At 71.2% G+C, this 14143-nt stretch carries 12 protein-coding genes; 8 read left to right on the forward strand and 4 right to left on the reverse strand.

The features are described from left to right. Window positions 1-8: 8 nt before the first annotated feature. The gene (locus ACRDTB_RS24395) at window positions 9-1070 is read right to left on the reverse strand and encodes an AsnC family protein (RefSeq protein ID WP_431433878.1); all 1062 of its coding nucleotides are present in this window, start codon (window positions 1068-1070) and stop codon (window positions 9-11) included. A gap of 80 nt (window positions 1071-1150) precedes the next feature. Here ACRDTB_RS24395 and ACRDTB_RS24400 point away from each other — a divergent pair, with 80 nt between their 5' ends. The 6 genes from ACRDTB_RS24400 (at window position 1151) to ACRDTB_RS24425 (ending at window position 7556) form a co-directional block, all read left to right on the forward strand. Next, window positions 1151-2413 carry a CehA/McbA family metallohydrolase gene (locus tag ACRDTB_RS24400; RefSeq protein ID WP_431433880.1) on the forward strand — a complete coding sequence of 421 codons (1263 nt, stop codon included), beginning with the start codon at window positions 1151-1153 and terminating at the stop codon, window positions 2411-2413. Between the two features lie 114 nt (window positions 2414-2527). Next, entirely contained in the window at window positions 2528-3925 is a 1398-nt protein-coding gene (locus ACRDTB_RS24405) for an extracellular solute-binding protein (protein WP_431433882.1), read from the forward strand. Beyond that, window positions 3918-4844 carry a carbohydrate ABC transporter permease gene (locus tag ACRDTB_RS24410; RefSeq protein WP_431433884.1) on the forward strand — a complete coding sequence of 309 codons (927 nt, stop codon included), beginning with the start codon at window positions 3918-3920 and terminating at the stop codon, window positions 4842-4844. Before ACRDTB_RS24405 ends, ACRDTB_RS24410 begins: the two co-directional genes overlap by 8 nt. Next, on the forward strand, window positions 4841-5686 hold the full coding sequence (locus ACRDTB_RS24415) for a carbohydrate ABC transporter permease (RefSeq protein ID WP_431433886.1): 846 nt from the start codon (window positions 4841-4843) through the stop codon (window positions 5684-5686). Before ACRDTB_RS24410 ends, ACRDTB_RS24415 begins: the two co-directional genes overlap by 4 nt. Beyond that, window positions 5686-6771, forward strand: a complete 1086-nt coding sequence (locus ACRDTB_RS24420) for an ABC transporter ATP-binding protein (RefSeq protein WP_431433888.1) — start codon at window positions 5686-5688, stop codon at window positions 6769-6771. The genes ACRDTB_RS24415 and ACRDTB_RS24420 overlap by 1 nt, the downstream gene beginning before the upstream one ends. 209 nt (window positions 6772-6980) lie before the next feature. Further along, a complete protein-coding gene (locus ACRDTB_RS24425; RefSeq protein ID WP_431433890.1) occupies window positions 6981-7556 on the forward strand; it encodes a LysE family translocator in 576 nt (191 codons plus the stop codon). On the opposite strand, the gene ACRDTB_RS24430 is transcribed toward ACRDTB_RS24425, so the two are convergent. The 3 genes from ACRDTB_RS24430 to ACRDTB_RS24440 all read right to left on the reverse strand — a co-directional run bounded on the left by ACRDTB_RS24430 (window position 7506) and on the right by ACRDTB_RS24440 (window position 9299). Continuing rightward, on the reverse strand, window positions 7506-8063 hold the full coding sequence (locus ACRDTB_RS24430; RefSeq protein WP_431433892.1) for a GNAT family N-acetyltransferase: 558 nt from the start codon (window positions 8061-8063) through the stop codon (window positions 7506-7508). The genes ACRDTB_RS24425 and ACRDTB_RS24430 overlap by 51 nt on opposite strands. 41 nt (window positions 8064-8104) lie before the next feature. Next, window positions 8105-8530, reverse strand: coding sequence for an OsmC family protein (locus ACRDTB_RS24435; protein WP_431433894.1), 426 nt, complete (start codon window positions 8528-8530; stop codon window positions 8105-8107). A 139-nt stretch (window positions 8531-8669) separates the two neighbouring features. Next, window positions 8670-9299, reverse strand: coding sequence for a uridine kinase (locus ACRDTB_RS24440; RefSeq protein ID WP_431433895.1), 630 nt, complete (start codon window positions 9297-9299; stop codon window positions 8670-8672). Window positions 9300-9430: 131 nt separating this feature from the next. On the opposite strand from ACRDTB_RS24440, the gene dnaE reads away from it, so the two are divergent. Further along, complete coding sequence (gene dnaE, locus ACRDTB_RS24445; protein WP_431433897.1) at window positions 9431-12997, forward strand: DNA polymerase III subunit alpha; 3567 nt, start codon at window positions 9431-9433, stop codon at window positions 12995-12997. Continuing rightward, the coding region (locus tag ACRDTB_RS24450) for an SPOR domain-containing protein (protein WP_431433899.1) at window positions 12990-14143 on the forward strand (1154 nt) is incomplete at its 3' end. The genes dnaE and ACRDTB_RS24450, both read left to right, overlap by 8 nt.

The following is a 14143-nucleotide window of genomic DNA, read 5'->3' on the forward strand; positions in this document are numbered from 1 at the left end:
CCGGCGGATCAGTCGTCGATCGTCCAGGTGAGGGTTCGGGACTCCTCGTCCGGGCGGGGGCTCCAGCGCACCGAGGCGATCTCGGTCCGCTCGGGCACCACGTACACGGTGTGCCCGCCCGCGGTCTCACCCGGCGGCACCCCGATGCGGTGCGGCGGCCGCGATGACAGCGACACCGGTGCCTTCGAGATCGACTTCCCGTCCGGGGTCACCAGCACCAGGTACAGGTCCGGCAGCGACTGGTAGGCCGCCTTGCCGCGGTTGGTGAGCTCGGTGTGCACCACGACCGACCGCTCGCCCTCCTGCAGCCGGTAGCCGGCCGCGGTGAACAGATAGTCGGCCGGGTCGACGACCTCCACCAGCTGGATCGCGAGCTTCTCGCCCTCCAGCCCCTCGGCGAACAGCACCGTGCCGACCTTGCCCTGCCGCGTCTGGCTCTCCGTGCGCACGGTCGGCTGCGTGACGTCCTGCGGCGGCTGGTCACCGCGGGCCCAGGACGCGGTCTGCGGCGGTCCCCACATGCTCATCGGCGGGTCCGGCTGCGCACTCGGGAACGGCGCGCTCGGCGGGCCGGTCTGCTGTGCGGGTACCGGCGCGCTGGGGGGACCGGTCCGCCCGGCGTAGCCGGCCGGCATCGGGCCCGACGGCACCGGCTGGGGCACCGAGTGCGGACCCGACGGCGGCCCCTGCGGTACCTGTGGTCCGGCCGGTACGGAGTACGGACCGGACGGCCCCGGCGGTCCGGGCGGACCCGGCGCGCCGGGGCCCTGGTACGGCATCGGCATCGGGCCCGACGGCGGCGCCTGGTACGGCTGGGGCGGGTAGCCGTAGGGCGCGGCCTGCGGCATCGCGGCCTGCTGCATCGCGGCGGCGGCCGCGGTCCGCAGCCGGCCCGGGTCGCACTCGACGCCCACCAGCAGCGGCAGGCCGGTCGCGGACAGCGCGACGAGGCGCGAGGCGACCTCCCGTGGGTCCATTCCCATCCGGGCGGCGACCTCGTGCACAGCTGCTCTGCCCATCTCGGCGACTACGCCGAGCAGGCGGGCGTCCACCGGATCCGTCGCGACCACGGCTCGCACGCTACCCGGTCCCGACGATCATCGCGGTGGGGCCGCGCCCATGTTCCGCAATCACTGGCAGTATCGCCGCCGTGGAGATCGTTCACGAGTCCGCGTTCCGGGGCCGCTTCACCCGCGCCGACCGCGCCGAGGGGATCTGGCCCCGACTCCCGTTCGAGGTGCCACCCGGTTGCCCGGCGGTCGAGGTCGAGCTGGCCGCCGACGATCCGGACGCCGTGCTAGACCTCGGCTGCGAGGGCGCCGCGGGCTGGCGCGGCTGGTCCGGCGGCGCGCGGCGCCGGTTCGCCATCACGCCGGGCGCCGCCACCCCCGGCTACCTGCCCGGCGAGCCCGAACCTGGATGCTGGCACGTGGTCGTCGGCCTGCACCGGGTGCCCGAGTCCGGAGTGGACTACACGGTCACCGTCCGCACCGGCGGCTCGCCGCGGGTCGAGGAGGGCCGCGCGGCGCCGCCCGTCCCGGACCGGCCGCCGCGCCGGGAGCTGCCCGCGGCCGGTGGGCTGCGGTGGGTCGCCGCCGACTTCCACGCGCACACGCTGCACTCCGACGGCGAGCTGACCGTGCCCGAGCTGGCCGCGCTGGCGGTCCGGTCCGGGCTCGACGCGCTCGCGGTCACCGACCACAACACCGTGGCCCACCACGCCGAGCTCGCGGAGGTCGGCCGCCGGTACGGCATCGCGCTGGTCCCGGGTCAGGAGGTCACCACGGAGTACGGCCACGCCAACGCGTTCGGCGACATCGGATGGGTCGACTTCCGCGAGCCGGCCGCGCGCTGGGTGAGCACCGTGGCCGAGCGCGGCGGGCTGCTGTCGGTCAACCACCCGCTCTCCGCCGACTGCGCGTGGCGCCACCCGCTGCCGGTCCGCCCGCCGCTCGCCGAGGTGTGGCACTCCAGCTGGCTCTCGCCGAGCTGGGGCGGCCCGGTCGCGTGGTGGCAGGCGTGGGGCACCGGGACGACACCGGTCGGCGGCAGCGACTGGCACCGCGACGACGGCAGCACCCGCCTCGGCGAGCCGACGACCTGGGTCGCCGTGGACTCCGCCGTGGACCTCGCCGCGGGCGGCCCGGACCTCGCGGCCGCGGTGCTCGACGGGCTGCGGGCGGGGCGCACGGCGGTGTCGGCCGGCCGGGACGCGCCGGTGCTGCTGCCGGTCGGCGGCGAGCTGGTCGCGGTCGGTGCGGCGGGCGCGCTCGTGGTCGGGGACGGTCTGCGGCTTCCCGTTCATTCCGATCGGGACACGATCTCGGTGGCCGGGTCCGGGCCGGGTGCCGGTGGTCAGGTGCTGTGTGCGCACGACGGCCGGGTGTTCGCGCTGGCAGGGGCGTCGCGGTGACGCTGCGCTGACCTTGATAGTCGGCGACCGGTGATACAAGATTTCGACACACTCGCACTGCGGTTGGTGAGTTGCTCCCATCGACTTCGCTCGACGACGAGAGAGGGTGCCGAAATGCGACGCACGATGCTGCTGGCGGCGGCCGTGTCCACGACGCTGGTGCTGTCCGGTTGCCTCGGCCAGCAGCAGGAGTCAGACACCGCGCGCAACGCCGACGCGAAGGACGTCGAGCTCACGATCACGTCGAACTCGGTTCAGGGCGGCAAGAACGACCTCGACGCCAAGTGGATCGAGGAGTGGGTCATCCCGGAGTTCACCAAGCAGCAGAAGGAGAAGGGCGTCAACGTCACGGTCGAGTTCGACGGCGTCGGCGTGGACGACGACGAGTACAAGGCGAAGGTGGCGCTCGACTTCGGCTCCGACATCGGCGGCGACGTCGTCGAGATCGACGGCATCTGGCTCGGCGAGTTCGCGCAGGGCGACCAGATCCGCGCGCTCGACGAGATCGTCGGCAAGGACAAGGCGGACGGCTGGGATGGCTGGGAGCAGATCCCCGAGGCGGTCCAGCAGGTCAGTACGTACGAGGGCAAGCGGTTCGGCATCCCGAAGGGCACGGACGGCCGGGTGCTGTTCTTCAACAAGAAGCTGTTCGCCAAGGCCGGCCTGCCCGAGGACTGGCAGCCGACCAGCTGGGACGAGATCCTCGACGCCGCGACCACGCTCAAGAAGCTGCCCGGTGTGACGCCGCTCCAGCTCAACGCCGGTACGGCGATGACCGAGGCGACGACGATGCAGGGTGTGCTGCCGCTGCTCGCCGGCACCGGCTCGGAGATCTACGCCGACGGCAAGTGGCAGGGCGGCACCGAGGACATGAAGGCCGTCCTGGACCTCTACCAGCGGGTCTACCGGGGCGGGCTCGGCGACCCGGTGTTGCAGCAGGAGGCGAAGGGCCGGGACAAGTCGTTCGAGCTGTTCGCACAGAACAAGATCGGCATCCTCCTGGAGAGCGACTACTTCTGGCGGGACGTCGTCGCCCCGGAGACGGGCGTGGCCAAGATGGCCGACCGGGACACGGCCGTGGGCTGGGCGAAGATCCCGGCGGTGACCCCGGGGTCCGGTGTGGACGGTCAGGACTTCGTCAGCATGTCCGGCGGCAGCGTGCGGGTGATCAACCCGAAGACCGAGTACCCGCAGCAGGCCTGGGAGCTGTTGCAGTTCATGAACTCCGCGGCGGCGACCAAGGCCTTCCTCGGCGACACGGCACAGATCACGCAGCGCGAGGACGTGAACTCCGAGGTCCTCTCCGGTGACCCGATGCTCAGCTTCATCGCCGAGGAGATCCTGCCGATCACCCGCTTCCGGCCCGCCATCGCGGAGTACCCGCAGGTGTCGACCGCGCTGCAGCAGGCCACCGCGGACGTGATCGCCGGCAGGAGCGCCGACGAGGCCGCGGCCGGGTACCAGGACGCGCTGGTGAAGGCCGTCGGCGAGGACGCGGTCGCCGGTGGTTAGTGCGCCGCCGGCCACCGAGGCGGCCCCGAGACCCCGCCGGCTCCCGCGCAACCGGGACACCGCCGGGCTCGGCGTCGCCCGCGCGGTCGGGTTCCTCTCGCCCGCGCTGCTGCTGATCGGCGTGTTCCTGGTCTTCCCGGCGGTGTGGACGATCTACATCGGGCTCACGAACTACACGCTGACCGGGACCGCGTCGATCGCGCCCGCGTTCGTCGGCGTCGCCAACTTCCTCGAGGCGCTGGACGACGCGCTGTTCGGCAACGCGCTGTGGCTGACGCTGGTGTTCGTGATCGGCTCGGCGGTGCTCGGGCAGAACTTCCTGGGCTTCGCGCTGGCGTGGTTCCTGCGCGGCGCGCGGCCCTGGCTGCGCCGGGTCATCGAGGGACTCGTCCTGATGTCGTGGATCCTGCCGAGCGTCGTCGTCGCCTACCTGTGGATCGCGGTGCTGGACCGCGACGGCGGCACGCTCGGCGCGCTGCTCGGGTCGCCGGGGACGGCGTGGCTGGTCGAGTACCCGATGGCGTCGCTGGTCGTGTTCAACACGTGGCGCGGCACGGCGTTCTCGATGATGCTGTACGGCTCGGCGCTGGCCGCGGTGCCACCGTCGCAGCTGGAGACCGCGCGCACGGTCGGCGCGAGTGGTTGGCAGACGGTGCGGGACGTGGTGTTCCCGCACATCCGCGGGCACGTGCTGACGAACACGCTGCTCATCTCCCTGTGGACGGCCAACGACTTCACGCCGTTCCTACTCACCGCGGGCGGGCCGAACCACGAGTCCGAGACGCTGCCCGTGTTCATCTACCGGCAGGCGATCACGTCCGGCCAGCTGGGCTACGCGGCGGCGATCTCCTTCCTGCTGCTGGTCGTGAACCTGGTCGTGGCCCTGGTGTACCTGCTGCTGTTGCGGCGGCGATCATGACCGCGCGGACCGTGCCGGCGTTCGTGCCGCGGCAGGTGCTGCGGCGCACCGGGTACGTCACGTTCATGGCGGTGGTGCTGGCGTTCTTCGCCGTGCCGATGCTGTGGCTGGCGTCGGCGCCGTTCGACTCGGACCCAGGGCTGGGCCTGCGGTGGCCGGACTGGACGCTGTCGAACTGGCAGGTCACGTTCGCCCACCCGTACGCGCTGGGCTCGCTGGTGAACTCGGTCGTGCTGTGCGTGGTGGCCACGGCGGTGACGACGGTGCTGGCGACGCTGGCCGCGTACGCGCTGTCCCGGGTGCGGATCCCCGGGCGGGACGCGTTGCTGTACCTGCTGTTGCTGCTGTCCAGTGTGGTCACCGGGACCGCGGCGATGGTGCCGATCTTCGTGATGATGCTCCAGCTGGGACTGATCAACTCGCAGTACGCGACCGGACTGGTGATCGCCGGCGGCTTGCTGCCCGCGGCGATCTTCATCCTGAAGGACTTCATCGACTCGGTGCCGCGGTCGTACGAGGAGTCGGCGCGGGTGTTCGGCGCGTCGCCGACGCAGGTGCTGCTGCACGTGGTGCTCCCGGTCGCGCGACCCGGCATCGCGACGATCCTGGTGTGGGCGTTCGTGCAGGCCTGGGGGAACTTCCTGCTGCCGTTCCTGCTGCTGCGCGATGTCGAGGCACAGCCCGCGGCGGTGCTGCTGACCACGCTGAAGGACGAGGGCGGCAGCGCGAACCTCACGGTGATCCCGGTGTTCTCGCTGCTGTACGCGGTTCCGGTGGTGGCGCTGTATCTGTTCGTCAGCAAGCGGTACGGGTTCCGCTTCCACGGAGGGATCAAGGCCTGATGGCGGGTATCGAGCTGGCCGATCTGTCCACCGTGTACCCGAACGGGGTGCGTGCGGTGGACCACCTGTCGCTGTCCATCGCCGACGGCGAGTTCTTCGCGCTGCTCGGCCCGTCCGGCTGCGGCAAGACGACACTGCTGCGGACGATCGCCGGGCTGGAGCCGGCGTCGTCCGGTTCCGTGTCGATCGGCGACGCGGACGTGACACGGGTCGAGCCGGGCCGGCGGCGGGTGGCGATGGTGTTCCAGGACTACGCGCTGTTCCCGCACATGACGGTGGCGCAGAACATCGCCTACCCGCTGCGCGTGCGCCGGGCCTCGCGGGCGTCGCAGCAGGAGGCCGCCGAGCGGACGTCGGCCGGCCTGGGGCTCTCGGAGCTGCTGTCGCGGCGGCCGGGGCAGCTCTCCGGGGGCCAGCAGCAGCGCGTCGCCCTGGCGAGGGCGATCGCGATGGAGGCGGACGTCCTGCTGCTGGACGAGCCACTGTCCAATTTGGACGCCCGGCTCCGGCTCGAGGCGCGCACCTTCCTGAAGCGCCTGCAACGCGAGCTCGGCCTGACGACGGTGTTCGTGACCCACGACCAGGCCGAGGCGCTGGCCCTGGCCGACCGGATCGCGGTGATGTCGGAGGGGCGGATCCGGCAGCTGGGGAGCCCGAAGGAGGTCTTCCAGCGTCCTGGCGACACGTTCGTGGCGAACTTCATCGGCTCGACCCCGATGAACCTGCTGCCCGGCACGGTGTCGGGTGGTCTGGTCGAGGTGGCCGGTGCCCGCCTGAAGCCCCCGCCCGGCGTGCGCCTTCCCGACGGCACGCCCGTGACCGCCGGGATCCGCCCGGAGTACCTCCGCACGTCGACGACGGAGGACGGCATGACGGGCACGGTGTCGATCGTCGAGAACCTCGGCGTGACGTCCCTGGTGACGCTCGAGTGTCCCGGTGAGGTGCTGGTCGGGCTGACGGTGGCGGAGCATCACGAGCCGTCCGTGGGCGCCACGGTCACCGCGGTCCCCGAGCCGGGCCGCCTGCTGCTCTATCACGGGGAGACGAGCGACCTGCTGGACGAGGCGAAGGTGACCGACGCCTGAGGCCGTCCACAGCCCTCAGGCTGTCGCGCGAGTTTCGTCGGTGGGTCTCGGTAGGCTGGTTGTCGGGGGCCGGAGGCCTGCCCGGTCGTGGTGTCGGGCGGGTCGCCTCGGTGTCCATCAGGTGGAACTCGCGCGAGGGCTGGCGAGCCGGCTGAGTTGATCTGGCCACGGTCGCCTCCCTCCTGGTCGCCTTCGTCGTGGCTTGTGCCGTGATCAGCCTCGTCCCGGGGCCGGACATGATGTTCATCGTCGCCAACGCGATCGCGCGGGGGCGGGTGGCCGGCGTCGTCGCGGTCTCCACCGGGATGCCCGTGCACACGGTCGCGGCCGTGCTGGGGCTCGGGGCCCTGTCGCAGGCGGCGACCGTGGTGCTCGAAGCCGTCCGCATCGTCGGCGCGGGCTTCCTCGTCTACCTCGCGATCGGCGCGCTCCGGTCCGCGCGCAGCGTCGCCGAGACCGCGCCCGCCAGGTTCGGCGGGACTCGCTGCGGCGGCACCCACCTGATGGCCGCGCTGACCAACCTCGCCAACCCGAAGGTGATCTTCTTCTACCTGGCGTTCTTCCCGCAGTTCGTCACCGAGGGCGGGTGGGCGACGCCGGTCCAGTTCCTGATCATGGGCGCGGTGTTCATCGTCGTCGGGCTAGCCGTCGACGCGTCGGTCCGACTCGCCGCCGGGACGTTCTCGGCGCTCCTGCTCGGGCGGCCGGCCGTGCGGCGGTGGCTCAACCGCGTGTCAGCGGCGATCTTCGGTGGCCTCGCGGTCCGGCTGGTGGTCGACCGGTAGCTCCGAGCGCAGCATCCGGTACAGGACCTCGTCGCGCCAGGCGCCGTCGCGGAAGTAGTACTCGCGCAGCACCGCCTCCCGAACGAAGCCCGCCTTCTCCAGCGCACGCTGCTCGCCGATGTTGCCCAGCTCGGTCCGCGCCTGGATCCGGTGCACCGGTTCGTTCGCGAACAGGTACCGGGTCAGCAGCCGCTGTGCCGCCGTGCCGTGGCCCTTCCCGCGGTGCTGCGGCCACAGGCTGATGCCGAACTCGTAGACGAACGAGGTCTGCCCGGTGCGCAGCCTGTCCCACGACACGAACCCGAGCGCGGCACCGTCCAGGTCGACCATCAGCACGCTCTTGTCGCCGCCGAGCAGCTGGTTCTCCGACCACCGCTTGCGCCACGAGGTCTGGTCGGTGAACCCGCCCCAGTTGAACACGCCGATCGCCTCCGGGTCGGCGAACATCTCGTCGAGGCGGTTCAGGTCGGGCTCGGTCACCGGACGCAGCCGCATGCCCTCGGTCATGCCGGCACCGTATCCGGGCCGGCCGACCGGGGCACGCGGATTCACACCAGCTCGGCGTCCAGCGTGATCGTCGTACCGGTGAGCGCCTGGGACACCGGGCAGTTCTTCTTGGCGGCCTCGGCGGCCGCGGCGAAGTCCTCGGCGCTGATGCCCGGGATGCTGGCGCGCACGGTCAGGTGGATGCCCGTGATGCCCTCGCCCGGCTGGAACGTGACGTCGGCCCTGGTGTCGACCGTCGTGGGCGGCGTGCCTGCACCGGCGAGACCGTGCGACAGCGCCATCGAGTAGCACGTCGAGTGTGCGGCGGCGATCAGCTCTTCGGGGCTGGTCTTGCCGTTCGCGGCCTCGGCACGCGCCGGCCACGACACCGGGTACGAGCCGATGCCGGACGAGTCGAGCGACACCGTGCCGGAGCCGTCGAGCAGCGCACCTTCCCAGTGGGCGTTCGCGGTTCGAGTGGTGGCCATGAATCCTCCTGCGGGAAAGCACTGACAGACGACTGATCAGTCTGCCGCACCATGCCCCGCCATGCGCACCCCCTGTGATCCGGTCGCGGGCGACCCTCCAGCAACTCGACCATATGTTCGATACATTACCACGGTGAGATCAGACGGGGGAGTCGTCGAGGAGCGCGGGATGGTCGGGGTCGTCGACCCGCACGCCCGTGTCCGAGGTGTGCAGCGGCCGCACCTCGGCGTCGTAGCGCTCGAACGCCGGCAGCGCCCACGCCTGCGCGAACCGCCTCGCCAGGGCGGGTCGGGAGAGCCACAGATGCACGGTGTGCTCGAACGCCAGCCCACGACCGAGCAGCAGCTCGCCGTCCAGCACCAGCACGCCGCCGGGCGGGAGCGAGCGGTACTCCGCGCGGGTCGCCCGGTCGGCGGCCGCGTCCCACAGCGACGGCAGCACCCGCCCGGAGCCACCCGGCCCGAGCGGCACCAGCACCTCGCGGGTCAGCCCGCCGGCGTCGAGCCAGTCGTCGTAGCGTGCGTCTGGATCCTCCCGGCCGCGTTCGAACCGCAGGGAAGCCGGACGCAGGAAGTCGTACGCGGACACCCGCTGCACCGGCCGGCCCCGCAGCCGCAGCCCCTCGGTGAGTCGGTCGGCGACGTCGCCGGGCCGGCTCGGCGGCGCGCCGTCGACGGCCACGCGGGTCCATCCGCGGGCCGGCCGGGCGGAGATCGACTCCGCCACCTCGTCGACCAGCCGATAGGGGGTCACGGGCCGGAATCTCATGACCTCGATCATCACACCGGCCCGGAAATGTCAGTGCCACGAGGTAGGAATCGCACATGCCCGCGAAGCCTCCCAACACACCGCACAGGGTGCCCGCTGATGATCATGTTCTCGTCGTAGGGTGATGCCTCGTGGCGGCAGATTCCTTCGTTCATCTCCATGTGCACACCGAGTACTCGATGCTCGACGGCGCCGCCAAGGTCGCGCCGCTGTTCGCCGAGGCCGCCCGGCTGGGCATGCCCGCCGTGGGCATGACCGACCACGGCAACATGTACGGCGCCGACGAGTTCTACCAGTGCGCCCGCAAGGCCGGCATCAAGCCGATCATCGGCATCGAGGCCTACGTCGCCCCGCACAGCCGGTACCACAAGAAGCCTGTCTTCTGGGGCGAGGCCCGCCAGCGCAGCACCGACGAGCTCGGCGAGGGCGGCGACGTCTCGGGCGGCGGCGCGTACACGCACATGACCATGCTCGCGGGCAACGCCGCCGGCCTGCGCAACCTGTTCACGTTGTCCTCGCTCGCGTCCATGCAGGGCTACTACAGGAAACCGCGCATGGACCGGGAGCTGATCGCCGAGCACGCCGAGGGGATCATCGCCACCACCGGCTGCCCGTCCGGCGAGGTGCAGACGCGGCTGCGCCTGGGTCAGACCGCCGAGGCGCTGCAGGCCGCCTCCGACTACCGGGACATCTTCGGCGAGGACAACTTCTTCCTCGAGCTGATGGACCACGGCCTGGCCATCGAGCAGTCGGTCCGCGACGGCCTGCTGGACATCTCCCGCAAGCTCGATCTCCGGCCGCTGGCCACCAACGACTCGCACTACGTCACGCAGGACCAGGCCGACGCCCACTCGGCACTCTTGTGCGTGCAGTCCGGCAAGACGCTGTCCGACCCGAACCGCTTCAAGTTCGACGGCAACGGCTACTACCTCAAGTCGGCCGCCGAGATGCGCGAGTACTGGGACAAGGAGGTGCCCGGCGCCACCGACTCGACCCTGCTGATCGCCGAGCGGGTCGAGTCCTACGAGGAGGTCTGGGCGGAGCTGGACCGGATGCCGGTGTTCGACGTGCCGGAAGGGGAGACCCAACCCAGCTGGCTGCACAAGGAGGTCATGCGCGGCCTCGAGTGGCGACTGCCGGGCGGAGTGCCGCAGGAGTACGTCGACCGGGCCGAGTTCGAGCTCGGCGTGATCACCCAGAAGGGCTTCCCGGCCTACTTCCTCGTGGTCGCCGACCTCGTGAGCTACGCGCGCCGCGTGGGCATCCGGGTCGGCCCGGGCCGCGGCTCGGCGGCGGGCTCGCTGGTCGCGTACGCGCTGGGCATCACCAACCTCGACCCGATCACGCACGGCCTGCTGTTCGAGCGGTTCCTCAACCCCGAGCGCACCGCGATGCCCGACATCGACATCGACTTCGACGACCGCCGCCGCGGCGAGATGATCGCCTACGCCACCGAGAAGTACGGCGCGGACAAGGTCGCCCAGGTCATCACGTTCGGCACCATCAAGACCAAGGCCGCGATCAAGGACGCCGCCCGCGTCCTGCACGGCCAGCCCGGCTTCGCGATCGCCGACCGGATCTCCAAGGCGCTGCCGCCACCGGTCATGGCCAAGGACATCCCGCTCTCCGGCATCGTCGACCCCAAGCACGAGCGCCATGCCGAGGCGGCCGAGGTCCGCACGCTGATCGAGACCGACGCCGAGGTCTCGAAGATCTTCGAGACCGCCCGTGGCCTCGAGGGCCTGATCCGCAACGCCGGCGTGCACGCGTGCGCGGTGATCCTCTCGTCGAACCCGCTGATGGAGTCGATCCCGTTGTGGCAGCGCGACGACGGCTCGATCATCACCGGCTGGGACTACCCGTCGTGCGAGGCCATCGGCCTGCTGAAGATGGACTTCCTCGGGCTGCGGAACCTGACCGTCATCGGCGACGCCATCGACAACGTCAAGGCCAACCGCGGCGAGGACATCGACCTCGACACCCTGCCGCTGGACGACAAGGCCACCTTCGAGCTACTGGGCCGCGGGGACAGCCTCGGCGTGTTCCAGCTCGACGGTGGCGCGATGCGTGACCTGCTGCGTCGCATGCAGCCGACCGGGTTCAACGACATCACCGCGGTGAACGCGCTGTACCGGCCGGGTCCGATGGCGATGAACACGCACAACAACTACGCCGACCGCAAGAACGGGCGGCAGCGGATCACGCCCATCCACCCCGAGCTGGAGGAGCCGCTCGAGGACATCCTGTCGGAGACCTACGGTCTGATCGTCTACCAGGAGCAGATCATGCAGATCGCTCAGAAGGTGGCCGGTTTCTCCATGGGTCGAGCCGACGTGCTGCGCAAGGCCATGGGTAAGAAGAAGGCCGACGTGCTGGAGAAGGAGTACGCCGGCTTCGAGGAGGGCATGAAGGGCAACGGCTACTCGTCGGCTGCCATCAAGACCCTCTGGGACACGGTCCTCCCGTTCGCCGGGTACGCGTTCAACAAGTCGCACGCGGCGGGCTACGCCCTGGTCGGCTACTGGACGGCGTACCTCAAGGCGAACTACCCGGCCGAGTACATGGCCGCGCTGCTCACCTCGGTGGCGGACAACAAGGACAAGTCCGCGGTGTACCTGTCCGAGTGCCGCCGGGCCGGGATCAAGGTGTTGCCGCCGGACGTCAACGAGTCGGGCCTGCGCTTCGCCGCGGTGGGGACCGACATCCGCTTCGGCCTGGGTGCCGTGCGCAACGTCGGCGCGAACGTGGTCGAGTCGACCATCAATACTCGCGACGAGAAGGGTGCCTACAAGTCGTTCACCGACTTCCTCGACAAGTCGGAGCTGGTGTGCTGCAACAAGAGGGTCGTCGAGTCGTTGGTCAAGGCCGGCGCGTTCGACTCCCTCGGGCACACGCGGCTGTCGCTCGTGCAGGTGCACGAGGAGGCGGTCGAGGCGGTCGTGGGGCTCAAGCGTCAGGAGGCGATGGGCCAGTTCGACCTGTTCGGCGGCGATGACACCACGCCGGCGTCCAGCGACTCGTCACCGTTGGCGCACCTGAGGTTCAGCGCGGAGGAGTGGCCGCGCAAGCAGCTGTTGGGCTACGAGCGGGAGATGCTGGGCCTGTACGTGTCGGCGCATCCGCTGGACGGCGCCGAGCGGCTGCTGCGCAAGCACGCCCCCAAGCCGATCGCCGAGATCCTGGCGGACGCGCCGAAGGAGGGCGAGATCGTGCTGTCCGGCATGATCTCCGCGCTCGAGCGGCGGGTGAACAAGCAGGGCGAGCCGTGGGCTATCTGCACCATCGAGGACCTGGACGCGTCGATCGAGGTGCTGTTCTTCGCGAAGTCGTACTCGGTGCTGTCACAGGACCTCGTCGAGGACGCCGCGGTGGCGGTCAAGGGTCGCGTCAACTGGCGTGAGGACAAGATGTCCGTGTTCGGCTCGGGGCTCATCCCGCTCGACATCACCGACGCCGACCTCACGGCGCCGGGGGAGGCCGCGCCGTTCGTGCTGCTGTGCAACCCGATCAAGCTGAACGACGAGGTCGTCGGCGAGCTGAAGAACACGCTGGCGGCGCATCGCGGGGACACCCCGGTGCACCTCAAGTTCGCGCACAAGGACAACGGCGTCACCCTTGCCCTGGACGACTACCCGATCAAGGTGACCCCGGCGTTCCTCGGCGAGATCAAGGCGATCCCCGGGGTGGCCGTTGATTAGCACGGCGAGGAAGGACGCCTTCCGGACGTTCAGTGTCCGGAAGGCGTCCTTCCTCGCGCTGCTGGCCGGGGTCGTGCTGATCGGTGCGAGCGTTGCCGGGCCCAGCGCCGCGGCCGACCGCGACCGCGGGCTACCGCTCGGCCCGGCCGACCTTCCCGAGACCCGCGGCGTCGAGACGCTCCAGCCCGGCGTCACGCTGACCACGATCATCCGCGGCGAGCCGGATCCGGCCAACGGGTGGACCGTCGAGATCGCGATCCCCGGCGGCGGCGACGACCCCGACCCGGACGCGCCGCCGACCGCGATCGCCGACCGGGAGCACGCCGACGCGCTCGCCGAGTCGTTGGCGGGCAAGGGGTTCACGCCCCGTGTCGAGGAGGTCACCACGCCCCGGCTGGCCGACTTCCCCGGGGGAACGCTCGGCTTCCGCGTGCGCATCGCGCACGAGGCCGACAAGGCCGTGGCCGACGAGGTCCTGGCACGGGTGCGGGCGGCCGGCTTCGCCGCGTCCACCGTGTTCACCGGGTGGGACGGCGCCCCCACCGACCGCGGGCCGTGGCGGGTCCAGGTCCTCACCATCGACCCGGGCAGGTTCCGCGGCGCGCTCGCCGGCGACTTCGGTCCGGACCTCGAGCGGCGCGAGACCACCAGCGCGCTGGCCCGTGCCCGGGGCGCGACAGCGGCCGTCAATGCCGGGTTCTTCGTGCTCGACCCGGCTGCGGGCGCTCCCGGCGACCCGGCCGGACTCGGTGTCTACAATGGACGGCTGCGGAGCGAGGCCACCAACGGCCGGCCCGTGTTCGCGTTCGCCGGCGACGGCCGGCACGCCGGGGTCGAGCGCTACCGCTGGTCCGGCGAGGTTCGCGGCGCGCACCAGACGCTGACCCTCGACGGCATCGACCGCGTGCCGGGCCTCATCCGCAACTGTGGCGGCACCCCCGACGACCAGCCGACGGGCCACCCGCTGCACGACATCACCTGCACCGACGCGGACGAGGTCGTCGCGTTCACCGAACAGTACGGCGCCACCACCCCGGCCGGCCCGGGGGTGGAGGCCGTCGTCGACCGGCACGGCCGGGTGTCCGAGATACGCGAGCCCCGCGGCGGCGCGCTGCCGGCCGGCGCGCGGTCGGTCCAGGCCACCGG

Origin of the sequence: Actinophytocola sp. (assembly GCF_050699935.1) — a bacterium.
Lineage (GTDB): Bacteria > Actinomycetota > Actinomycetes > Mycobacteriales > Pseudonocardiaceae > Actinophytocola.

Bases quoted from the DNA above. Each gene is read 5' to 3' on its own strand.
- ACRDTB_RS24405 (WP_431433882.1), top strand. From the start codon at position 2,528: ATGCGACGCACGATGCTGCTGGCGGCGGCCGTGTCCACGACGCTGGTG.
- ACRDTB_RS24415 (WP_431433886.1), top strand. From the start codon at position 4,841: ATGACCGCGCGGACCGTGCCGGCGTTCGTGCCGCGGCAGGTGCTGCGG.
- ACRDTB_RS24420 (WP_431433888.1), top strand. From the start codon at position 5,686: ATGGCGGGTATCGAGCTGGCCGATCTGTCCACCGTGTACCCGAACGGG.
- ACRDTB_RS24430 (WP_431433892.1), bottom strand. From the start codon at position 8,063: ATGACCGAGGGCATGCGGCTGCGTCCGGTGACCGAGCCCGACCTGAAC.
- ACRDTB_RS24435 (WP_431433894.1), bottom strand. From the start codon at position 8,530: ATGGCCACCACTCGAACCGCGAACGCCCACTGGGAAGGTGCGCTGCTC.
- ACRDTB_RS24440 (WP_431433895.1), bottom strand. From the start codon at position 9,299: ATGAGATTCCGGCCCGTGACCCCCTATCGGCTGGTCGACGAGGTGGCG.